Source organism: Thalassotalea sp. PP2-459, from assembly GCF_001913705.1.
Taxonomy (GTDB): domain Bacteria; phylum Pseudomonadota; class Gammaproteobacteria; order Enterobacterales; family Alteromonadaceae; genus Thalassotalea_C; species Thalassotalea_C hakodatensis.
In genome coordinates, this window is record NZ_MKQD01000017.1 from 1 (window position 1) to 21,701 (window position 21,701).

Annotated in this window: 19 protein-coding genes; 8 read left to right on the forward strand and 11 right to left on the reverse strand. The window is 40.6% G+C overall.

All coding sequences use genetic code 11. The features are described from left to right. The first annotated feature begins 235 nt into the window (after positions 1-235). The gene (locus tag BI291_RS02740) at positions 236-622 is read left to right on the forward strand and encodes a hypothetical protein (protein WP_074496223.1); all 387 of its coding nucleotides are present in this window, start codon (positions 236-238) and stop codon (positions 620-622) included. Between the two features lie 194 nt (positions 623-816). Here BI291_RS02740 and BI291_RS02745 read toward each other — a convergent pair whose 3' ends face one another. From BI291_RS02745 to BI291_RS02785, 9 genes are all read right to left on the reverse strand, one after another. Further along, the gene (locus tag BI291_RS02745; protein ID WP_074496224.1) at positions 817-1,239 is read right to left on the reverse strand and encodes a hypothetical protein; all 423 of its coding nucleotides are present in this window, start codon (positions 1,237-1,239) and stop codon (positions 817-819) included. 58 nt (positions 1,240-1,297) lie between these two features. After that, on the reverse strand, positions 1,298-1,897 hold the full coding sequence (locus BI291_RS02750) for a 3'-5' exonuclease (protein WP_083601861.1): 600 nt from the start codon (positions 1,895-1,897) through the stop codon (positions 1,298-1,300). 38 nt (positions 1,898-1,935) lie between these two features. Then, positions 1,936-2,166 (reverse strand): hypothetical protein, encoded by a 231-nt coding sequence (locus tag BI291_RS02755; protein ID WP_074496225.1) that lies wholly within the window; start codon positions 2,164-2,166, stop codon positions 1,936-1,938. A gap of 13 nt (positions 2,167-2,179) precedes the next feature. Next, positions 2,180-3,664 (reverse strand): TnsD family Tn7-like transposition protein, encoded by a 1,485-nt coding sequence (locus BI291_RS02760; protein ID WP_074496226.1) that lies wholly within the window; start codon positions 3,662-3,664, stop codon positions 2,180-2,182. A 6-nt stretch (positions 3,665-3,670) separates the two neighbouring features. Beyond that, complete coding sequence (locus tag BI291_RS02765; protein ID WP_074496227.1) at positions 3,671-5,239, reverse strand: ATP-binding protein; 1,569 nt, start codon at positions 5,237-5,239, stop codon at positions 3,671-3,673. A 4-nt stretch (positions 5,240-5,243) separates the two neighbouring features. After that, positions 5,244-5,561: a hypothetical protein gene (locus BI291_RS02770; RefSeq protein ID WP_139302540.1), complete on the reverse strand. Its 318-nt coding sequence runs from the start codon at positions 5,559-5,561 to the stop codon at positions 5,244-5,246. 107 nt (positions 5,562-5,668) lie between these two features. Continuing rightward, positions 5,669-6,409, reverse strand: coding sequence for a hypothetical protein (locus BI291_RS02775; RefSeq protein ID WP_074496229.1), 741 nt, complete (start codon positions 6,407-6,409; stop codon positions 5,669-5,671). Further along, the gene (locus BI291_RS02780; protein WP_074496230.1) at positions 6,410-7,324 is read right to left on the reverse strand and encodes a hypothetical protein; all 915 of its coding nucleotides are present in this window, start codon (positions 7,322-7,324) and stop codon (positions 6,410-6,412) included. 14 nt (positions 7,325-7,338) lie between these two features. Further along, a complete protein-coding gene (locus BI291_RS02785) occupies positions 7,339-8,139 on the reverse strand; it encodes a heteromeric transposase endonuclease subunit TnsA (protein ID WP_074496231.1) in 801 nt (266 codons plus the stop codon). A 355-nt stretch (positions 8,140-8,494) separates the two neighbouring features. Here BI291_RS02785 and BI291_RS02790 point away from each other — a divergent pair, with 355 nt between their 5' ends. Genes BI291_RS02790 through BI291_RS02820 form a run of 7 tightly spaced genes read left to right on the forward strand, consistent with a single transcriptional unit; the run spans position 8,495 to position 18,974 of the window. After that, positions 8,495-8,734 carry a transcription factor gene (locus BI291_RS02790; RefSeq protein ID WP_074496232.1) on the forward strand — a complete coding sequence of 80 codons (240 nt, stop codon included), beginning with the start codon at positions 8,495-8,497 and terminating at the stop codon, positions 8,732-8,734. Positions 8,735-8,751: 17 nt separating this feature from the next. Further along, a complete protein-coding gene (gene hsdR, locus BI291_RS02795; RefSeq protein WP_074496233.1) occupies positions 8,752-11,061 on the forward strand; it encodes an EcoAI/FtnUII family type I restriction enzme subunit R in 2,310 nt (769 codons plus the stop codon). Position 11,062: 1 nt separating this feature from the next. Continuing rightward, complete coding sequence (locus BI291_RS02800) at positions 11,063-12,838, forward strand: ATP-binding protein (protein ID WP_074496234.1); 1,776 nt, start codon at positions 11,063-11,065, stop codon at positions 12,836-12,838. Between the two features lie 3 nt (positions 12,839-12,841). Beyond that, the gene (locus BI291_RS02805) at positions 12,842-14,341 is read left to right on the forward strand and encodes a class I SAM-dependent DNA methyltransferase (protein WP_074496235.1); all 1,500 of its coding nucleotides are present in this window, start codon (positions 12,842-12,844) and stop codon (positions 14,339-14,341) included. A 5-nt stretch (positions 14,342-14,346) separates the two neighbouring features. After that, complete coding sequence (locus BI291_RS02810; RefSeq protein WP_074496236.1) at positions 14,347-15,567, forward strand: restriction endonuclease subunit S; 1,221 nt, start codon at positions 14,347-14,349, stop codon at positions 15,565-15,567. A gap of 9 nt (positions 15,568-15,576) precedes the next feature. Further along, positions 15,577-16,959: a Shedu immune nuclease family protein gene (locus BI291_RS02815; protein ID WP_074496237.1), complete on the forward strand. Its 1,383-nt coding sequence runs from the start codon at positions 15,577-15,579 to the stop codon at positions 16,957-16,959. Continuing rightward, positions 16,956-18,974: an ATP-binding protein gene (locus BI291_RS02820; RefSeq protein WP_074496238.1), complete on the forward strand. Its 2,019-nt coding sequence runs from the start codon at positions 16,956-16,958 to the stop codon at positions 18,972-18,974. The genes BI291_RS02815 and BI291_RS02820 overlap by 4 nt, the downstream gene beginning before the upstream one ends. Before the next feature lie 87 nt (positions 18,975-19,061). Here BI291_RS02820 and glmS read toward each other — a convergent pair whose 3' ends face one another. Further along, a complete protein-coding gene (gene glmS, locus BI291_RS02825; RefSeq protein ID WP_074496239.1) occupies positions 19,062-20,894 on the reverse strand; it encodes a glutamine--fructose-6-phosphate transaminase (isomerizing) in 1,833 nt (610 codons plus the stop codon). 18 nt (positions 20,895-20,912) lie between these two features. Further along, entirely contained in the window at positions 20,913-21,671 is a 759-nt protein-coding gene (locus tag BI291_RS02830; RefSeq protein ID WP_074496240.1) for a DeoR/GlpR family DNA-binding transcription regulator, read from the reverse strand. Positions 21,672-21,701 lie beyond the last annotated feature (30 nt).

A 21,701-nucleotide genomic window follows, 5' to 3' on the forward strand; every position in this document is an offset into this window, starting at 1 on the left:
TTCTGTATAGCGTGATTTTTTCATAGTCGTCTCCTGCATTAATCATTACAGAAAACTCTAATTATGTCTGTCTCAGTTTAAGGGAAGTGGACAATCCTTTCTTAAAAAGCTACATCAAGACGAACGAGATGACCAAGCTAAATTTACCGAGTATTTGGGTATAGATAAGTTTAAGCTAAACAACTTATTGTCGACTATTGGAACGTCAAAATACTCGAATTTAAGCCGTGCCTATATGGAAATTCAAGAAGCCGACGAGGATGATGAAGGTTTTAAGGATGGTTATTATCTGTGTGTAGTGCTTAAAGGTAATAATTTCCCGCTTAATTTTTCGAACTTGTCGTCTGGACAGCAAAGTATGTTGATGCTTGAGTTGATCAGCGAATTGGTTCAAGCACATGCTAAATATAAGCAAAGCATTTTGTTATTTAACTTACAGGCAACCTCCTTTGATGATGCAACTTTTGGCAATTATCTGAAATTTTTAATGTCTAGTAACATAGATTTTCAAACAGTAATAACCAGTGTAAGAGAACCTAAATGTAAAGAAATTAAACTATTAAACCATTACTCATTAAATGGGAGTGTTACGAACGTTGCTATTCATCCCTGCAAGCACTAGTAGGCATATACAAGTCTTTTAAACGGAGCTTCTATATTTGACAAGTTCCGCCTCGCTACATTATAGCCAACTACTTTAGTCCGCTTGGAACGGCTTTGAAATTGCTTTCGTTCTAACACGAATCTGTCCAAAACGAGTTTACCCGACCGTACTTATTCACGCATAGCTGACTGTCAGTTCTCTTATGAACGAATTCACTTTATGCTGTGAACATTAATCGAATAATCAAATTTGCTTTGAATGCGTAACCAGAAATCGAATGGCATACCTGTGACGAGCTCTAGTTTCTTCGCGAAGTCTATACCAACACTCACTTTCTCATTCAAAAAATCGTCAAAAAGTTCATCGGATATATCTAGATTATCTATTACATATCGAACACTCATCCCCTTTGCCGTTGCCTTAAGCAAATACAGGCGCTCAAAACAAGGGTGCAATGCTTCCTTGTTTTGAGGGACATTGACAAAACCGCGACTCGTTTGCACATCAATAATTGTAGGGGTCGCAACTAATGTTTCAACATCTAGCCGTTCTGATTTATCTCCACGCTCAACACCAGGGTTTTTAAGTTGCGCCGTTTTAAATGGGTTTTCACACTGAGTTTTTTGATGTTTCATATTTAACCTACGAAGAATTTAGCGTTCGCTTATGAATGCCATGTCAATCACACCTTATCTATAAAGGCTTTGTATTGCTGAAAATAAACGGCAGTAACTTAACGGTGTTCCTCGCATCATCAAGGGCTCGATGGTGACTACCTTCAAATTCACACTGACATAATTCCAACGCTCTCGCTAAGCCAACAGGCTTTTTCAATTTGTTTACTTTTTTAAATATCTTTTTCAGATTCAACGCAGCGTCGGGAGAAAAATGCGGCAAATTTTGAGACGCGCAATCAATATTTATTTGAACTAAATCGTAGGCTCCCCAAGTTGCAAATAGCACCCTAGGAGTTTTTGAGTACCAGTGCAAAAAATCTGAAAAAACAATTTTAAAATTGTCGGAATTATCTAACTCTGACTGAGTTATTCCTGTTAGTTGACTACAGAAATTGCTGATTTGGGGGTGCCTTTGTGGCCTTACTAAAGCACTAAACTCGTCAATGATTTCTGAGGATTTTATGTCGACAACGACTGCGCCGAGCTCTATTATTTCTCGCTCTTCGGGCGGTATAGAGCCATCATGGCTGCAAGTGTGCTCTATGTCTACAATCATCATGAAATCATATGATTGCCGCATAACATCTAACGTCATATCGTTACATTCAATACCCATGGCATCACCTATAAAATTTTCGTTTATGCATGTACTCCCTACAACCAAGTTGCTTTGGGAAAAATTTCCTTTATTAACAATTGCGTACTACTGATTAAGTCTTTTTCACTAGCGGCCTGACGGCTCAACGTAATACTTACCTTACCCCTGCCGCCATGACCAACTAGAGCGTCACCGAAACCAGAGTCATATAGGATGTCATCAATGGCATCTATTGATAGCGCCGGTTCGCCAACACTGAATCTTAATTCAACTTCGTATACATCCACGTTAAGCCCCTCATTACAAAATACATTTAATAAATTCTTTTGCTTGAGCAGTAATCCGCTCGTCACTCAAACCTGACTCACGCAAAAGTCGCCAAATAGGAGGCTTTCTTGGGCTGTATTCAAACAGTGTTCGAGTGAGCCGGCGAATCTGGTATTCCTCAACCGTTTCTTGGTAACGATCCAGAAACATACTTGTAAGCGGTAATTTAGCTAGTCTCTTCTCTACGGTTGCTTTGTTGTTTAACTGCTGGATAAACCAAAGCTTTGATTGGCGAGGTAGATTGATATCGAACTCAGCTTCATTTCTAATGCTAATGAGTTGCTTCACAGTTGATAAATCGCGTGCATCCCAACACACTCTGTGTGTTTTGTTATTTATGTCTCGCTTGTACTTTTGATTTACGTTTACTAACCAATCGTGGTGATTGCGATATAGCCACATATAAAGCCCACCCAGTCGCTTCCTTGAGAGCTTTGCGCCAATTTTAATAACGCTTGTTAACCAATTACTTTTGGCTCTATCAGTCGCTTCTGAAGGCTGAAAAACAGCATGGGATGGCTGGCTGTATTTTGAAATTTCCCTCTCTTCACTTACTTCGTGCAGCACCTCGTTAATATCCAATGGATTGTCATAAAGTGAGGTCAGTAACACGATGTGTTCGAGATATGAAAAGGACTTCCGATGCTTCCTAGAAATGCAATGTAGCCAGCTATGCTCATTTGAAAAATCGAACAGGTTATTATCAAGTAACCAGGATTTAGGCCACTTGGCTAATACTCGTTCCTTTAGCGCTTCATAGCAGCAATATTTACCTTTATTACAGCGACAATCTTCTATGAGATGATGATAAAAATTAGTCCACTGTTGGAAGGAAGCGGATGGAAACTCCGGTCTATCCAGTAACGTTTCAATTACTGAGTCAAGCCGCTCATCAATAGCATTTTTCTCCAACGTGATTGCAAATGACTGTAGATGGCGTGATGCCGGATAAAGCTCATGACGATGCCGCTTATGATTAAAGTGATCTAGTGACTCCAAGTGACAGTTGTGCTTTTCACACGTAGATAAACCAACGACTTGATGTTTACGCTGCCAATATGACTCTTTTTGTTCGTTAAAACACATTGGGCAATACCGAATGGTATTTATTTTTGGAATTCTGCTAGCAGCCCATCCAGTGGCTAAATGAGGCCCTCCGTTAGCTTTTCCCCTCATCCATTCAATACAAGCATTTCTCTTATCCTCAGGGATAAATGGGGCATAAAGCGGGAACAATGTGTTTTGGTAAATAAGCTGAGTCGCAGATACCTGACCCATAAAGAACAGTTTGGCCAATTCATCTAAATGAGAAGGGAATTCAATAGTAGCAATTGCACATCGATTTTTTAATGTTAGCTCCAGCCAACCTTTGTGGCTGAAGCTACAGAAGTGCGCACTTGCGCGCGCTAAGACACTGTAAACTAGCTCATCTTCGTATGGATAGGGGAAGTTGAGCATTACCGTCTACCACTCGTTAAACCAGCTATCGCCAACATCATTACGGCCTTTAGATGCTTCGGACAATGCTGCTTCTATTTCATTGCGATCATTGTCATCAACTCTTCGCTTCGCGATTTGCCGATTAAGCTCACGCCCTTCAATGACTTGCTCTTTGTTGTCATTCAACCAAGTAACTGCTTTCTCCACTGCCTCACCAACGGAAATATCAGGAAACTGTTTAAAAATAGCGTTTGAAGCTTGTCTAGCAATATCCGCCTTAACCGATTGTTCTAGCAATGTATTGAATAACTGCGATCGCTTCGAGTTATCAACTTTATGCTTCTTCGATTCGGCTTCTTTCTGTAACTTAAACATTAAAGAAGCGACCGAAGGAAGCTGTAACCCTTCAAAAGACCTCAACGCTGTTTCGTCGTTGTTTTTCAACGCTTGTATTTGGCTCCGTATCAAACCAAACTCCTTTTTCTCAACCTGTTCAAGCAGGGCCGTAGTTACTGCTTCTTTCTGAGTGTAGAGAGCTGTTAACTGTGTCGCCATAAACAAACTAATTACTAGTTTTGGGATCCCCTGAGAAAGCTCAAACAACGTGTTTTTAAAGTCATCGGGGATCTGCTGTTTTCGCTGATTAACGACCTGATACTTCCAGAGCTCTGACGCAAATGCGTCCCAGTTTTCAAATGAAACTTCATTACCTTCTCTCTCACTATGTGTGAGTGGCAAAAGTTTCCAGTCCATAACGCCGGCTCCCAGCACATCAAAGGTAACCTTCGCATGGCTCTTGAATAAGTTTTCAGACTCAGCACTGCCACATAGTAAAATAGGAACGCTTGTAGTTGCAGATAACGAAATGATCTCGCTTATCAATTTGAGTGGGTCGTTCTTAGACAAGAACAGATTCTCGATGTTGTCGATCACAATTAACCCCACATGGAAGAGATCCAAGGCTGACTTTGCTGCAAACTTTAGCTCTGGTTCACTTCTCTTACGAAATGCATTGCTCATGACATCAGTTTTACTAACACGCTGTAAACTTTCGAACAATGCATAACATATCGACTTCAAGCTAGGATCAACAGGGCAATCCATAGCCACATATACGACTTGCGCTTTATTAAGTTTCTGATGTACGACGACTTGGTCATACAAACGCAACACCCTAGACAACGCTTTACTTTTTCCCTCGCCAGCAGAGCCTTTAACAAAAAGCAGGTTCGCTTTGCCACTTCGTTGCTCCATACAGGGAACATCTGAAATATTACGCGTGCGGTAACCTTGGCGAATCATCAAGTCGATTTTGTAAGCTAGTTCAAAGTGTTGCTCTGTTGGATAGAAAAAATCTTGCAACATCGAAACAAGATACTGCGCTCGCTCATGCGTTGATAGATTTTCAAATGAGCCGTAGTCCTTTTCAGGGCCTATTAGGCGATCTAACATATCCGACACACTAATCAGTTTAGGCAATGCTTCAATCAACTCATTGCCTTGATAGACTTGCAATAAGTCCATTTGATATTGGGCTTTTGGTAGTTCTTGCCAGTGACTGCCCACATTGGGTATTAAATCGGTTTGGTGCATAACATCAATTCCTTTTGTTCTTAAGTAGCTCAGCTACTTCTGGGTTATATAAAGCATCATCCTGATGCTCTTGGTGTTTTGAGCCCTCAACTGGCTCAAATATGCTGCCGCCTTGCATTCTTTCGCTACGCTCTTCAGCGAGTTCTGCTTTGCGATTTTCGGGAATGTCTCTTAGCCTTTCAGCGTCAGATTTAAGGTGGCTGTGCGGTTTTTTCCGCTTCAATTCCTTGATAAATTCATCTTTGCGTATTTCTCTAATAACAAGAGCTTCATTGTGTTTCTTTTTGGTTTTCTCGTCGGTTTTGCTGTTTGCACGCTGCAAAACCTTAACCTCTTGCAATGAACAGTTGCGATAATATCGACTTCGATCAGATAGATAGCACTGAACAAATTCAGGCTTCTTACCGGGTAGAATCAGCATAAGATTATTCATTGAAGAAGGATCAAAGATGCACTCAAGTTGGTCGTATGGTGCAATTGTGCGGTTTTTTCAAAGAATCCTAATTCTTCAAGACGCTCGCTCCAAAAGTACAAACCTTGAAAACAAAAACCCTTCACTGATGCAGTAGCCATTCCACGAGGTAACATAGTCAACAAGAAATTTTTCTTTGAGACGGTTCTCACAGTCCCCATGCGGTTTTTTATACCCCATCGCCACAGCGAAATTGGCGTAAGTGGTAAACCTGTTGGCATGTCATCATCACGGTCATAGCTATTTGATAAATCCGCTAATTGATTGTGAAGCAAGATCTCTTCAAGCACATATTCTCTGAGTTCTTCAATCGTCACGTTTGCAACCAAGCGACTGTCTTTTCCGCCTTGTTTCTTAGCTTTTGGCGGTTGAGCAATTCCGGGCAGATCATGTTCAAAACTTTTCTCGACGCTTTGTAATGCTCTTTCAATAATGCCATTCGCATCAGAGCCATAACTTCTCGACGTGGTGAACGTAACTCCAAAATTTTTTCTTAAAGTTTCTCCACGGTGAGTATAAAGCTCCCCTTTATCACCGGAAATTTTCTGGCATATGGCCACAGGCAATAAGCCATCAGGTACAGTTTCAAATCCTGCTTCGGTATATTCACTGGTTTTATCGGAAATTGCTGATGCAAACGCCAGCACATTAGAATAATAAGATGGATTTTCAAATCCGAGATACCAACCCATTACCATTCAAGAAAAAACATCCTTTACTAGGATGAGCGTGGGTTTACCTACAATTAACGAACGATCCTTTTTTGAAACGAGGTGAATTTTTGCTCTGGTTGCATCGGTACCAAATATGTCGGCTGGACCGTTAACTTCAGTGTTAACAGTCGAACGTTTAGCTTTAACATCCTTTTCATATTTGTGCTTATCAATACGTTGTTTGAGCACCTCGACTTCAATATAAGTCATTTCATAGTGCTGGCGAAGCTGATTAATTGTAGGAATATCCTCGTCAGCAATATCGCGGTAAAGCTTTTGGTATAGCGCTTGTAATTTTAAGTGCGTTTGCGCGAATGTTTTCCGCTGCGCCAAATAGTGCCTTTTTATAACTGTGTCAAAATGTTCTCGGGTTCGAGGTGTCACTGCTGCGATAGGTTTCTCATCACCAGTACCTTCCTTCCCCCTCCAAACTCGTGGTTTATTGCAATTTCTCGTCTTGCCACTTGCCCCGCTGTTACAGTATTTACCGATTAGCGCATTCGGCACGGCGCCTTTTAGCCAATATAAACGACAGATCTGCCACAGGAATTTCGCTTGCTTATTAAATTTAGACTTAGCGTCTTTAAACAACTCTTTCCGGCGAGATGAAATGTAAAATTCAGGATCTTCAACAATCTTTTGAATCACACTAAATCTTTGATCGCGTATAGCTTTATCGCTATCTGAAGCAAACTCTGCCGCAGCAACGTGCTCAAGGAATGGATCTTCAGTACGTATTAAATCAGCATCAAATGCCATTTCTTCCAAGCAATTCCGTTTATGTATTTCGGGCATTGCTCCTTTGTCATCCATATTAAATAAGACAACATGCTCGATAGGCAAAGCGAGTACTCGATACAACGTGCCACCCATTTTAAAAACATCATTAATCTGGAACATTAGCTAACTCGTCCCTACATAACTTTGCTTTTATTGAATGATATGTCGCGACCTTTGAGTCGTGTGAAGTAGACCATTAAGTCAAAAGTAAGATAGTGCTTCGCAAACAGCTGCCGCAAAAGCATCAAGCCATTACCTTCCTGTAACCTAGCCAGTTTGCTATTAAGCTCTAAGTACTCGGCAATATCGGCGAGCCGATCATTTGGGTATCGCGTGAAGAGTTCCATAAACTCAGCTGCAAACGCACGCAATAAATGTTCAGGTGTTTGGTACCATTGTGGTTGATGAAGCCATTGCAGGTTCTTCCTCAGATCAAGCGGAAAGTCCTTCTCAGTTTTAATAAGGAATTTAATACCTTGCTCTTCCCAATAGGCCTGCTCAATTTTGAGCTTTTCTAACACTCTGTCGTTATCGAGCTTTGATGTGGGCTTAATTTGCTCCGCTTCGATACGATCGGCGTAATGAACTACAAAGTCCGTTGTCATTACGATAGGAAATTCCCTTATTCTTGGATGAGTAAACGCAAACTCAGGTCGGTTCGCAATAGCTAGTGTCCTATTGCGATTGAGAGGATATTGCTCGTTGTAATCAATGACAGAGCAATCATTTTCAAGTTGATAAACTCTAGCGGCTTCGAGATCTGAAAAAGCGGTAATTTCTCGCTTGAGTTTGAATGATGGGATACGGTGGCTTTTTCCTTCCGAAGGCACATCAAAAATCGTAAGCCAAGGCTTATAAGTCTCTTTTTGACCTTGCCCACGACCCTCTTTATCCCACTTTTCATACGTCCTTGCATTTTGAACATAGTTCGCCATCCGCTTTACCTCCAAATTTGAACGGAAACTGTAAAACCAGATTCAATCCTTGAATCATTAGCAGTTTTTACGTGATCAAATTATAGCAAAACAAGGATCTAAATGGATCTACAATAAGTCGTTAACTGATTGAATTACAAAACATAATCATTGTTTTTATTAAAAACTCAGTATGTTAGAAGGTTAAAAAATTTTCAAATCATGATGAAATAACAACATATATGTTGTTGGGCTGCTAAAAACTCAGCTATTCGCGATCATAAAATAACCGCTAGTTAGATCCTCTGATGATAGTCTTTGCATATTGTTGCTAAATTAGCTAATTTAGCTAAATGATAAAAACTAAGTCCTGATCATGTCTGAACAAACAATTTTTGAGCAAATTAAATTGGCACTCGCTGATGCACCACGCAATCAGTATACGGCTGAGTTACACCTGCAAATGATCAAATTCGCGGATGAACTAAAGCACATCACTTCAAAAGAATTCTGTGAAGGTGTAGGGCTTAAACAAAGTTTAGGAACAGAGTTCAGTAAGATGCGTAATTTAACTGCAAGGCTAAAAGCGGCTGGTCTTGATACACAGCTTATTTAAGGAAATTGGAGAAGGGAATGGCATCAGAAGCAGATACAAGAGCGAATTACATAGACCCAGCGTTAAAAGCCGCACATTGGCAACCAAATAATATTATTAGGGAACACTACTTTACCGATGGCCGCAAGCTTGCTGGCGGTGTTCGTGGTCGTCGTTGTTTCGTCGATTATCTGCTGCACAAAGACAATCGTTACCTTGCGGTTGTTGAAGCCAAAAAAGAGTCTGAGCACCCAACCAAAGGCCTTCAACAAGCCATAGACTATGCCAAAAAGCTACTCGTTCGTTTTGTTTATTCAAGCAACGGTAAGCAAACGTATGAGTTCGACTTGGAAACAGGCAAAGGTGATTACATTGAGTTTTATCCAACTCCTCAAGAGCTTGAGAAACGCTATGCTGGCGTTAATTCTGATCTAGGCCAGCAACTTCGTGATGTACCCTTTCACTTAGAAGGCGCAATGCAGCCACGCTACTACCAAGAATTGGCGGTACATGCTGCTACAGATGCCATTGGTAAAGGTAAACCACGAGTGCTATTAACGCTTGCTACCGGCACAGGTAAAACCTTTATTGCCTTCCAAATAGTTCACAAGCTTTTCCAGTCGCGCTGGAACAGAGAATCTCCGGGTACACGCAGACCCAGAATTTTGTTTTTAGCAGATCGGAATATATTGGCCGACCAAGCGATTAACACTTTCAACCCTTATGAAAATGACCTCATCAAAATAAACGGTGAGGAGGTACGCAAGCGTGGTGGAGTTGTACCAACCAATGCACACATATTTTTTGCTATCTACCAAGCTATTGCTGAACGTGAAAATATTGAGGGTTATTACAAAGCTTACCCAAGTGATTTTTTTGACCTAGTAATGATTGATGAGTGTCACCGTGGCAGCGCCAATGAAGCGGGCTCGTGGCGAGCTATACTCGATCATTTTGGCAGCGCGGTGCACGTAGGTTTAACAGCAACACCGAAACGAGAAGCCAACGTTGACACCTATGATTACTTTGGAACCCCCGCATTTGAATACTCATTAAAAGACGGTATAAACGATGGTTTCCTAACGCCTTACCGAGTAAAACGGGTGCGCACTAATCTCGACGAGCTGGTGCTAACGAAAGATGATCAAGTGGTCGAAGGTGAGTCTGGGCAAGACGTCTATCAGGTAGAAGATTACGACAAGAAAATCATTGTTGATGAGCGTACAGAGCTTGTCGCAAAAGCGATTTTAGACAATATCAATCCACTAGAAAAAACCATCGTCTTTTGTGAAAACCAGAATCATGCACTCACTATGCGCGACATGATCAATAAACATAAAAAAGTTAAAGACCCACATTACTGCGTTCGAGTAACCAGTGATGAAGGCAAAATTGGCCGCGAGCTGTTAGAGAAGTTTCAGGATAACGACAAAGACATTCCAACCATTATTACCTCCTCGCAAATGTTAACGACTGGTGTTGATGCCCGCAATGTGCGAAATGTAGTGCTTGATAGAACCGTAGGTTCAATGGTGGAGTTTAAACAAATTGTTGGTCGCGGGACCCGCGTTTTTGACGGAAAGGACTACTTTACCATTGTCGATTTTCGAGGTGCTACCAACAAGTTTTACGATAAGGAATGGGATGGAGAGCCAGAAGCGCCTGAGCCTGGAGGCACAGGTGAGCCTAAACCACCTCCATATACTCCAAAACCACCAGGAGAAGGTCCACTACCCGAGCCTGGAGAGCCAAAGCCTCGACTAAAAGTGAAGCTAGGGAAACATCGTGAGCTTAAAGTGATCGACGTTGAAACCCGTTATATCGATGAAAACGGTAAGCCACTCACTGTTCAGGAGTTTGTTGAGCGCCTGATCAGTCAACTGCCGGGGCTGTTTAAATCGGTTGAAGAGCTAACCAAGATTTGGTCTGACCCAGATGAGCGCGAAACTTTGCTTAGTAAACTCGTGCAAGCCGGCTTCGACAAAGAGCAACTTACCACTCTACGGCGTATGTTCGAAGCTGAAGAGTGCGATATTTTCGATTTGTTGGCATTCTTAGCTTTTGAGCAGCCAATGGCCACACGCAAGGCGCGTGCTGATAACGTGCGTAAAAACAGTCAGTTTTTCAGCCAATACCAGCAAGAAAAAGCACAAAAATTCCTACATTTTGTGCTGAACCGCTACGAACAAACTGGCAGTTCCGAGCTTTCACGAGAGCGTTTACCTGCACTGATTGAATTATCAGGTTTAGGTACAATTAAAGATGCCTCTTCTGCTTTTGGCGGTAAACCTGCCTACTTGCTAACAGCCTTTAAACAATTACAACAACAGCTTTATCATGTGAATTAAAATGGAATTAACTTTAGAGCCCAATCCGTTACACGACCAGCCACAAACCTTACATATCAATAAAGTAGCTACTTTAATTGGTGAAAATGGTAGCGGTAAATCCAGTATCTTGCATTCAATTTTTAGAAAGCAGATTGAAGAACCTAGCGACGCGCTTCAGCTGATCTGTGCTACTTCAGGACAAAATGAAAACTTTTCTTCCTTTTTTGATCGAAGACTAACCTCTATACGATCAAGAAAAGATATAAATGACATTGATTTTTCTAGCCTTTTCTTTACTCAGAAAGACGTTCGATTTCTTGCCTTTCTCGCCTACACATTCAAGAGGAACGGCTTAGTTTTTAATTTTGTTAACAACCACAAAGCATTCAAGGATCAAGTTTCAGTTAAATTGAGACTGAAAATATCTGTTCCTGATACTTACATAAAGAATGTACAACAAGACCAGATCGCTGAAGCTAAAGACTATGAACACCCGTCGATAAGAAAAAGACCTTTTAATCAGCGACTTGACGCCTTTCTTGAAAAGATAGAAACACTTCCTGACCTTGATGCTCTGCTAGAAACAGGTAAAGGCTTAAAGTCAACCGAAATAGAAGTAACTTATGAACAGTTTTTTGATGTTTTTGATGGTTCTAGAGTTGATGCCACTAAATTTCTAATTGAAGGCTCATACAACGAATATTTCTTTTCAGCTTCTGAAATTTTGCTTTACCTCACTGATAATATCGAATTTTCATTGCTCAGTGATGGTGAGTATCAGTTCCTATTCGTAGCGTCACTAATTGATCTTTTTGATAGCACTTCTTCTCTTTTCATGTTTGATGAAGTTGACTCACACTTGCACCATAAAAATGTTGAGCTGCTTTGGGACACATTAACTAAGACTAAAGGTAAAGTTATTACCACAACACATTTAGTGGACTCAATAGCTGAGAATGACTTTGATTCATTGTTTTTGGTTGAAAATGGCCAGATAAAAAATGACCACAAATCTCAAAAGCTATTAGAACGATTAAAAATCTTATCCAAAAGTAAAGTTATTGAATTAGAAATAGCTTCTAAGTTGAACAATATTTGCTTGATTGACTACTACAACGATTGGAAAATTTTTGAGCTATTAGTAAAGCAGAAAGGATTGAACTGGCTCCCTATATCTTCCATAAACCCTATTGCAAAGTCATCAGGTTATAATGCAGCTGGCGATAGTTTTGGTGCATCCAAAATAAAATGGGTTAATGAATTAAGAGATATGAAAGAGTTTCTCAGGGCATGTAAAGCTGAACAATACGGTAAAAAAACACCACTACATGCGCCCAAGACAACAAATATTTTCTTAGTTTGTGATCGGGATGAACTCCCAGAAGCTAACATTCACACAAACAGCGGCGTCAAGGTTGTTGGTGTTGATTACAACGAAAAACACAATTTAGGGATGCCTTGTCCTGAACAGTTAAATAGCTACTTACTAACTTGGAAGCGTCGTGAAATTAAAAATTATTTACTTTCACATACAGCGTTGTTGCACCAAGGTGTGTTAGAGCAGATCAACAATACAGAGCTATTAAGAACGCCATTCTATTTACAACCAAACAACCCAGGTGATAACGACGATATTCGCCGTTTGAACGTAAAAGGTGTCATCGACCCTCTGATCAATACCGAGGGTGTAGGGCTCGTTATTGAAAAGCTCCAAGCCTATATCGACTTGATTCCGCCAGAAGAAATCAGCGAAGACATCACTAATATGTACAATTTTATTATCGGAAAACTATAAGCCATGTCATTACAACAAAAGATTGACCGAATTACCGACATACTGCGCCGTGACGATGGCATTAGCGGTGCAATGCACTATACCGAGCAAACATCATGGGTACTGTTCTTGAAGTTTTTGGATGATTACGAGTCTGAAAAAGAGGATGAGGCAGTACTGTCAGGTAAAGCTTATCAACCTGTATTGGATGAAGCTCACCGTTGGTCAAATTGGGCCTGCCCCAAAAACGCCGATGGCCAGCTAGATATCAACAAAGTTCGGACAGGTGATGACCTTACTGAGTATGTTAATAACGAGTTATTTGCTTATCTAAAAGGCTTTGCTAATTCGGCTATCACAGGTTCAGGAGCAGACCCAAAGTCCTTTGCCTATAAAATTGGTGCTATTTTCCAATATTTAGATAACAAAGTTGCCTCTGGTCATACCTTGCGCGAAGTGTTGGATATTGTCGACACCCTGGACTTCCAATCTGAAGCTGAAATGTTTGAACTCTCGTTAGTCTATGAAGGCTTATTGCAAAATATGGGCGATGCAGGGGGCTATGCAGGCGAATTTTACACTCCGCGCCCCGTAGTGAAAGCAATGGTAAAGGTACTCAACCCTAAGCCTCTGGATAAGATTTATGATGCAGCAGCCGGCTCTTGTGGATTCTTAGTTGAAGCATTTGAATATAACAAGCCTAAAGAGTTTAAGAAAAGAGCAGGAAGAGAACTAACAAGCGAAGAATATGACTTTCAACGTTTAGATGCATATTGGGGCTTTGAAAAGACCTCGTTGGCTTATGTGATGGGTATGATGAACATGATTCTGCATGGCATCGAATCGCCCAACCTATTCCGTGGAAATACCCTAACCCAGAATATTCGTGATATTCAAGAAAAAGACCGCTACGACATTATTCTGGCTAACCCGCCGTTTGGCGGCAAAGAAAAGTCGCAAATTCAACAAAACTTTCCTATCCAGAGTAATGCGACTGAATTACTGTTTTTACAGCATTTTATGAAAACCCTTAAAAGTGGCGGTAAGGCAGCCATCGTAGTGCCAGAAGGTGTGCTGTTCCAAACCAACAGTGCGTTTAAACAAGTCAAACAAGAACTGCTCGAGAACTTTAACCTACATACCATTTTAAGCCTGCCTGCTGGGGTATTTTTACCATATTCGGGCGTTAAAACTAATGTGCTGTTTTTTGAGCGCAGCGGCGGCACCAGCGAGGTGTGGTACTACGAATGCGAACCCGAGCAAAAGCTCACCAAAAACAAACCTATTACCGATGACCACCTAAAAGAGTTTGTTGAGCTGTATAGCAGTCGCGAAACCACCGAACGTTCTTGGACAGTTTCAGCTAGTAAACTAGCTGAAGACTATGACCTATCAGCCAAAAACCCTGCTAAGCAAAAAGATGCCGAGCATATAGCGCCCAGCGATATCCTCAAGCAGATTCGTACCAAGGAAAAATTGGTATCTGGATTGTTGGATGAAATTGAAAACCTGTTGGCGGAGTAATAAACATGGAGCAGGTTTTATATAAACTACCGGATGGGTGGGAGTGGCATTCAGTCAAGAAGCTTAGCCATAATATTCAGTATGGGCACACAGCTAAAGCAGAAAGTAACGGTAACGCAAAGTTCTTGCGCATTACTGATATTCAAGATGGAAAGATCGACTGGCAGGGGGTTCCAACCGTATCGCTAGAAGAAAAAGAAATCAGCAAGTACGCGTTGAATGATGATGACTTGATCTTTGCCCGTAGTGGTGCAACTGCGGGAAAATCGATTCTAATCAAGAATGCGCCAAAGGATGCTGTATTCGCATCTTACTTGATTAGAATTGTTCCAAACAAAAAGGACATTATTCCAGAATATTTAAGTTATTTCTTCCTAACACCTGCTTATTGGGAGGTTGTTGGTCAGAATGCCGCAGGCGCAGCTCAGCCCAACATCAACGGCACAAAGCTTTCAGAGTTTATTGTACCAGTGGCTCCTCAAGGCGAACAAAAACGAATCGTTGAAAAGCTCGATGCAGTACTCACTCGTATTGACACCGCCATCGAGCACTTGCAGGAAAGTGTCACACTGAAAAATAGACTTCTTCAATCAGCACTCGATGGTCAGTTTTCAGCTATCACTGAAAGAATGACGATTGAATCGCTGGCTGAGGTAAAAGGTGGCAAGCGCTTACCAAAAGGTGAAAAGTTAAGTGATGATGAGACTGAGCACCCATATATCCGAGTAGCAGATTTTACAGATAAAGGAACAATAGATTTATCTGGTATCAAGTACATATCAAAAGAAATTCACGAACAAATCAAACGCTATGTGATTTCCAAGGACGATCTTTATATCAGTATTGCCGGGACTATCGGTAAGACAGGTTTTGTCCCCCCAGAATTGGACGGTGCAAACCTGACAGAAAACGCAGCTAAACTTGTTATCAAAGATAAACAACAACTAGATTTAAGTTATCTGTATCTGTTTACATTGACCTCGGATTTCTCTGCTCAGGCAGGATTAGCGACGAAGACCGTTGCACAACCAAAGTTGGCGCTAACTCGTTTAAGCAAGATTGAAATCCCAATGAGTTCGTTGGAAGAGCAGAAGTCATTGGTATCAACGATTGAAGCACTGAAAAGCAAAATTCACGATGCGGAAGCAGTCCTTCTAGGGAAAATAGAAGACTTAAAATATTTAAAAGCATCAATTCTCGATTCCGCCTTTAAAGGAGAGCTCTAAGGAGGGAGTATGGCAAGGTTATTACCAGGAGATTTTACACCTGAAGATTTGAATATTGATATCGAAGAAGTATTTCCGAACTGTACTGAGGTTTTTTACACACCAAGTATTAGTGATTTAAAGGATGCTGGATTAGATACCCAAGATTTAAGTCTGCACAAAAGAAAAATAGCCGAAGTTAGTGGTCAGGATCATTACATTTCTGTCTACCCCATATATACCTTGCCAACCCATCCGGGCTACCTAAAACAAAAGTATGATCAAATTAATGTTATCACCATAGAAATAGACATAGACACTGCTCCATATTCGAAAGAAGAAGTCATAGATGTATTACAGATGCTACCAGCAGGCTTCATCAAAGATATCCGATATGGCTTAGGGTTAACCAAAGAGTATCAAGCGATCATTTCCGCCATTGAGGACCATTCGAAGCATCAGTGTATCGAGATAGGCTCCGATGAAACAGGCGATTCAGAGTATGAGTATTTTCAGCTAAACATAAATGATTATGATGAAATGCGCCGCTCATGTAATCGCATTACCGAAAGAGCAAGGAAAGTGGCCCGAATAACTAAATCCGCAGCCTCATATAATCATCTTGCCTATCGATTAGGAGTGGAGCAAAAACCATTGCCTACCAATAACGACGCGATTAGCAAAATGCTTAGGATCAAAATAACGGATAGTGATAAGCAGGCTGCCATGAACATGGTGACAGAAGACAAATCAGCGGTAAAACAAACTGACTCTGTGACCTTGGCTAAGTTAAAATGTGATATCGAACTTGTATCACTTGAGCGACTGATTACTTCCTATGAAGAGCTGCTTGATAAAAGAACCAAAGAAGATACATGGCAAGAATTGTTTAATCAAAATCCATTTATTTTGAGCTTAGCTTTTGGTTACCCAGCAATAAAAATATCAGATCAAGCCTGTGTCGGTGGAAAGCGCTTGAGTGGTGACGGTGAAAAGATTACTGATTACCTAATAAAAAATGGAATGACAAATAACCTTGCGCTGATTGAAATTAAGAAACCGTCTTCGGCGTTGTTGAACAAAACAGCCTATAGGGGTTCTGTTTACTGTGCATCAACAGAGCTAACAGGTTCAGTGACTCAAGTACTCGATCAGTGCTATCAACTTCAACAAAACATCGCCACAATAAAAAACAATAATCGACTGTATGATATAGAGTCTTATGCAGTGCATTGCATTTTAATTATTGGAAGACTGCCAGTGAATGACGACGAGATAAAGTCTTTCGAGATATATCGCCGTAATTCAAAAAACGTTCAAATTATTACCTTCGATGAGCTACTCCTCAAATTAAAACAATTACACGAGTTCCTCAGTAATAACAGCGATAGCGACAAGGACACTAGCTTATGAGCTTGCAAACAAATTTAAAAGGCCGTTTACGGAATACATCTTTGCCAAAAAGTCACGGTCTTATGCCTGTGTTCGAAGCTGTAGTGAATTCAATTCAATCTATTGAAGAAAAAGGGGAAACCACAAATCGTAAGGTTACACTTCAGATTAACCGTTCATCGCAGAACAGCCTCGATCTAGAGATAAAGTCTTTACCTCCTATAGTCGGTTTTACTATCGTTGATAATGGTTGTGGCTTTGATGAAGATAACTTCAGGTCTTTTGAGACGCTCGATTCAGATCACAAAATTGCTAAAGGGTGTCGTGGTGTTGGACGGCTTATGTGGCTAAAAGTCTTTGATTTGGTTGAAGTAAAAAGTCACTTTGTAAGCGATGAAGGTGAGCTTAAACTACGAAAGTTCAACTTTGATGCAAAACTTGGTGTCCACCAAGAAACAGTATCGTCTGCGACCCAAAGCCATACTGGTACAAAGATAAAACTCGTTGGCTTTGATGACAGTTATCGAAAACACGCTCCTATCAAAGGCGTATCCATCGCAAACCAGCTGCTTGAACACGTACTCTGGTATTTTGTACGTCAAGGCAGTGCACCGAATATACAGGTTGAGGACAATGGAGAAGTTTTTGACCTAGATAAGCTATTAGAAGAACATATGCATTCAAGTGCATCCACTGAAACAATTAAAGTTCGTGAATACGCTTTCGAATTGACCCACATAAAATTTCGTGCGTCGGTTAACAAAAAACATCAATTGGCTCTTTGCGCTGCTAATAGGCTTGTTAAAGAAGAATCTATTCAGGGCAAACTTCCTGGTTTATATGGGAAAATTTCAGATACTACTGGTGACTTTATCTACACTTGCTATGTGTCGTCAGAATACCTAGATCAACATGTTCGAAGTGAGCGTACATCTTTTGATATAGCCGAAGATGTAGAAGGGATGCTAAACGATGTGAGCTTTAAAGATATTAGAGAAGCTGTCTTAGCTCGTGCAAAAGAATACTTAAAAGATGTATTAGCGGAAAACGTAAAATCTGGCCGAAAGCGAGTAGAAGACTTCATCAATAATCATGCCCCCCGTTACAGGCCTATTGTCAATTATATACCTGAAGACCTATTGGTTGTTGATCCCGATAAGTCAGATAAAGAGTTAGAGTTACATCTTCATGCACAATGGTACGAAGTAGAAAGCCAGTTAGTCAGTGACGGGCATGACATCATGAAACCTCACAATGAGGATCATATTGAAGAATATAAAGTGAAGCTTGGTGAATATCTGCAAAGAGCTGAAGACTTAAAGAAATCAGATTTAGCTAATTATGTCTCGCATCGAAAAGTCATTCTTGATTTGCTGCAAAAGTCTATTGAGCGTTTAGATAATGGAAAATATGCCCGTGAAGATTTGATTCACGAACTAATCATGCCAATGCGTAAAGATTCCGGTGAGGTTTTGCTGGATTCTTGCAATCTTTGGTTGATCGACGAACGTTTGGCATTCCACAACTATTTGGCTTCCGACAAAACATTCAAAGCGATGCCCATTACTGGTAATGACTCAACAAAGGAACCTGATTTACTTAGCCTAAGAGTGTTCGATAACCCTATTTTAGTTAACGATCAAACAAGTTTTCCTTTAGCTGCCATTACAGTAATAGAGATAAAGCGGCCAATGCGCAACGATATGCGAGAAGGTGAAGACAAAGATCCAATAGACCAAGCATTAAGTTACTTGGAAAAAGTTCGCGAGGGAAAAGTAACAACTAAATCAGGTCGCCCAATCCCTGGAAATAATGACATTCCTGGTTATTGCTACGTACTTTGTGACTTAACTGAATCGATGCACAAGCGATGTCGTAGAGCAAACTTGAGGATTACTTCGGACGGAATGGGCTACTTTGGATATAACGAACCATCTCATGCTTACATTGAAGTTATAACTTTTGACCAACTCGTTAAGGCTGCAAAAGAGAGAAATAGAGCTTTCTTTGACAAACTAGGGCTGCCAACCAACTAACTTGCATATGAAAAAGCAGGCCTTCAATTTGAGGCCTGCTTTCCAACTTTATTCAGAATCTACAAGCACAGTTTCTTTAAAATACGCTTATTCCACCGTCACTGATTTTGCAAGGTTTCTTGGTTGATCAACATCGGTACCTTTAATGATAGCGACATAATATGAAAGCAACTGTAATGGAAGCGTATAAACAATAGGGGCAATAATATCATCGCAGTGTGGAACGTTAATCACCGTCATGGTGTCATCACTTTCAAACTTAGCATCAATGTCAGCAAAAACATACATTAAGCCTCCACGTGCTCTTACTTCTTCAACATTTGATTTAAGCTTTTCAATTAAATCATTTCGAGGTGCCACTACAATCACAGGCATTTCAGCGTCAATGAGTGCTAAAGGCCCATGTTTTAATTCGCCGGCAGCATAAGCTTCGGCGTGAATATATGAAATTTCTTTTAATTTAAGCGCACCTTCCATTGCTATTGGATATTGATCACCTCGACCTAAAAACAACGCATGGTTTTTGTCAGCAAAGTCTTCTGCCAAATCTTCTATCGAGTTTGCAAGTGCTAACACTTCATCGAGCTTATTGGGTAAACTCATCAATGATGTCGCTATTTCTGCTTGGGTTTGTTCAGGCATGCCATGATGTTGACCAATGGCAAGAGTCATCATTAAAAGGCCAACCAGCTGTGTGGTGAATGCTTTGGTAGAGGCAACACCTATTTCAGCACCTGCTTTGGTCATAAAGGCTAAGTCGGATTCACGTACTAGCGATGAACCAGGTACGTTACAAATCGTCATACTTGCACAATATCCTAGCTCTTTTGCTAAGCGTAGCGCAGCAAGTGTATCAGCTGTTTCACCAGATTGAGAAATCGTCACTAACAATGCATTTTTCGGTACATGTGATTTTCGGTAGCGAAATTCACTGGCAATTTCAACATTACATGAAACGCCCGCTAAACTTTCTAACCAATAACGCGCTACCATTGCAGAATGATAACTAGTACCACAGGCAATAATTTGTACATGTTCAATTTGTTTAAATATGTCGTCTGCACCTTCACCGAAGGCATTGATGTCGATAGCATTACCAATTAACCGACCTTCTAATGTATTACGAATTGCCGTTGGTTGTTCATAGGTTTCTTTGAGCATGTAATGACGATATTCACCCTTGTCACCACTGTCTTGAGCAACTTCACGCTCTTTTGCTTCACGCTCAACCGCATGACCTTCTACATCAAAAATATTAACGGAATGACGTGTTACTTCGGCGACATCACCTTCTTCTAAAAATGCGAATTTTCGTGTTACAGGTAATAGAGCTAGCATGTCAGAAGCGATAAAATTTTCGCCTAAACCATATCCAATAACAAGCGGACTACCTGAACGAGCCACAATAATGCGATCACTGTCTGTGTTGTCCATTACAACGGTACCGTACGCACCATCGAGTTGCGCTGCTGTAATTTGCACCGCTTTTAATAACGTATCAGCAGTTTTTAATTCATGATGAACAAGGTGGGCTATCACTTCTGTATCTGTTTCTGAAGTAAAGGTGTAGCCTAGTGACTCAAGCTTTTCTCGTAGTTCTTTATGGTTTTCAATTATCCCATTATGTACTACGGCAATATTTTCACTTGAAATATGAGGGTGAGCATTAATTTCACTTGGTACACCATGAGTGGCCCAACGCGTATGAGCAATACCAGTTCCACCAAATAACGGCTCTGATGATAACGCATCTGATAATTCTTGTACTTTCCCTAATCGACGTAAGCGGCGTAATTGCTTATCGTTATTGATAATAGCTACACCTGCTGAATCATAACCACGATATTCTAGTCGCTTTAAGCCTTCTACTAGAATGTCTGCAACATCACGTTGTGCCACAGCACCGACGATACCACACATAATATTATCCTTTTTATGTTAAGCGATAATGACATTAACGCCTTGTTCTATTAACTTTTTATTTAATTCCGCAGACAAATCTTCATCGGTCACCAAATACTGAATTTGATCCCATGGAATTTCTAAATTTGGAATTTTTCGATTAAATTTTTCTGATTCAACCATCACAATCACTTCTCGAGATACTTCGGCCATTACTTGGCTTAACCCCAAAAGTTCATTAAACGTTGTGGTACCACGGGTTATATCAATACCATCTGCACCAATGAATAACTGGTCGAAATCATAAGATCTTAAAACACTTTCAGCGACTTTTCCCTGAAATGACTCTGAATGAGGATCCCAAGTACCACCTGTCATGAGCATAGTCGGTTCGTTTTCAAGCGCATGTATATCAGAAGCAATGGATAGAGAGTTAGTCATTACCACTAGGCCTTCTTTTTTACCTAGTGCTTTCACCAATGCTGATGTTGTACTACCGCTGTCTAGAATAATACGGTTATGATCTCTAATGAGTGTTGCTGCGCATTCGGCAATACTTTGTTTACGCTTTGAAACCTTTTCACTTTTAGGTTCAATCAATTCTGTAGGTAATGGTACCGCACCGCCATAACGACGTAATAATAAGCCACTGTTTTCTAAGGCGGCAAGATCTTTTCGAATAGTTACTTCTGACGTTTCAAATTTTTTCGCTAGTTGTTCAACGCTCACTTCACCATGTTCATTTAACTCGGTAATAATAATATGGCGACGTTGCTTAGTATTTCGCTTTGTCATAGTTTCGATTGACAACCTTAAATTTCAAAC

Excerpts from the sequence above, each read along its gene's own strand:
- BI291_RS02800 (WP_074496234.1), top strand. The coding sequence starts at position 11,063 with ATGGAATTAACTTTAGAGCCCAATCCGTTACACGACCAGCCACAAACC.
- BI291_RS02830 (WP_074496240.1), bottom strand. The coding sequence starts at position 21,671 with ATGACAAAGCGAAATACTAAGCAACGTCGCCATATTATTATTACCGAG.
- BI291_RS02740 (WP_074496223.1), top strand. The coding sequence starts at position 236 with ATGGAAATTCAAGAAGCCGACGAGGATGATGAAGGTTTTAAGGATGGT.
- BI291_RS02760 (WP_074496226.1), bottom strand. The coding sequence starts at position 3,664 with ATGCTCAACTTCCCCTATCCATACGAAGATGAGCTAGTTTACAGTGTC.
- BI291_RS02815 (WP_074496237.1), top strand. The coding sequence starts at position 15,577 with ATGGCAAGGTTATTACCAGGAGATTTTACACCTGAAGATTTGAATATT.
- BI291_RS02805 (WP_074496235.1), top strand. The coding sequence starts at position 12,842 with ATGTCATTACAACAAAAGATTGACCGAATTACCGACATACTGCGCCGT.
- BI291_RS02745 (WP_074496224.1), bottom strand. The coding sequence starts at position 1,239 with ATGAAACATCAAAAAACTCAGTGTGAAAACCCATTTAAAACGGCGCAA.
- BI291_RS02820 (WP_074496238.1), top strand. The coding sequence starts at position 16,956 with ATGAGCTTGCAAACAAATTTAAAAGGCCGTTTACGGAATACATCTTTG.
- BI291_RS02810 (WP_074496236.1), top strand. The coding sequence starts at position 14,347 with ATGGAGCAGGTTTTATATAAACTACCGGATGGGTGGGAGTGGCATTCA.
- BI291_RS02765 (WP_074496227.1), bottom strand. The coding sequence starts at position 5,239 with ATGCACCAAACCGATTTAATACCCAATGTGGGCAGTCACTGGCAAGAA.
- glmS (WP_074496239.1), bottom strand. The coding sequence starts at position 20,894 with ATGTGTGGTATCGTCGGTGCTGTGGCACAACGTGATGTTGCAGACATT.
- BI291_RS02790 (WP_074496232.1), top strand. The coding sequence starts at position 8,495 with ATGTCTGAACAAACAATTTTTGAGCAAATTAAATTGGCACTCGCTGAT.
- BI291_RS02750 (WP_083601861.1), bottom strand. The coding sequence starts at position 1,897 with ATGGGTATTGAATGTAACGATATGACGTTAGATGTTATGCGGCAATCA.
- BI291_RS02775 (WP_074496229.1), bottom strand. The coding sequence starts at position 6,409 with ATGGTAATGGGTTGGTATCTCGGATTTGAAAATCCATCTTATTATTCT.
- BI291_RS02780 (WP_074496230.1), bottom strand. The coding sequence starts at position 7,324 with ATGTTCCAGATTAATGATGTTTTTAAAATGGGTGGCACGTTGTATCGA.
- BI291_RS02785 (WP_074496231.1), bottom strand. The coding sequence starts at position 8,139 with ATGGCGAACTATGTTCAAAATGCAAGGACGTATGAAAAGTGGGATAAA.
- hsdR (WP_074496233.1), top strand. The coding sequence starts at position 8,752 with ATGGCATCAGAAGCAGATACAAGAGCGAATTACATAGACCCAGCGTTA.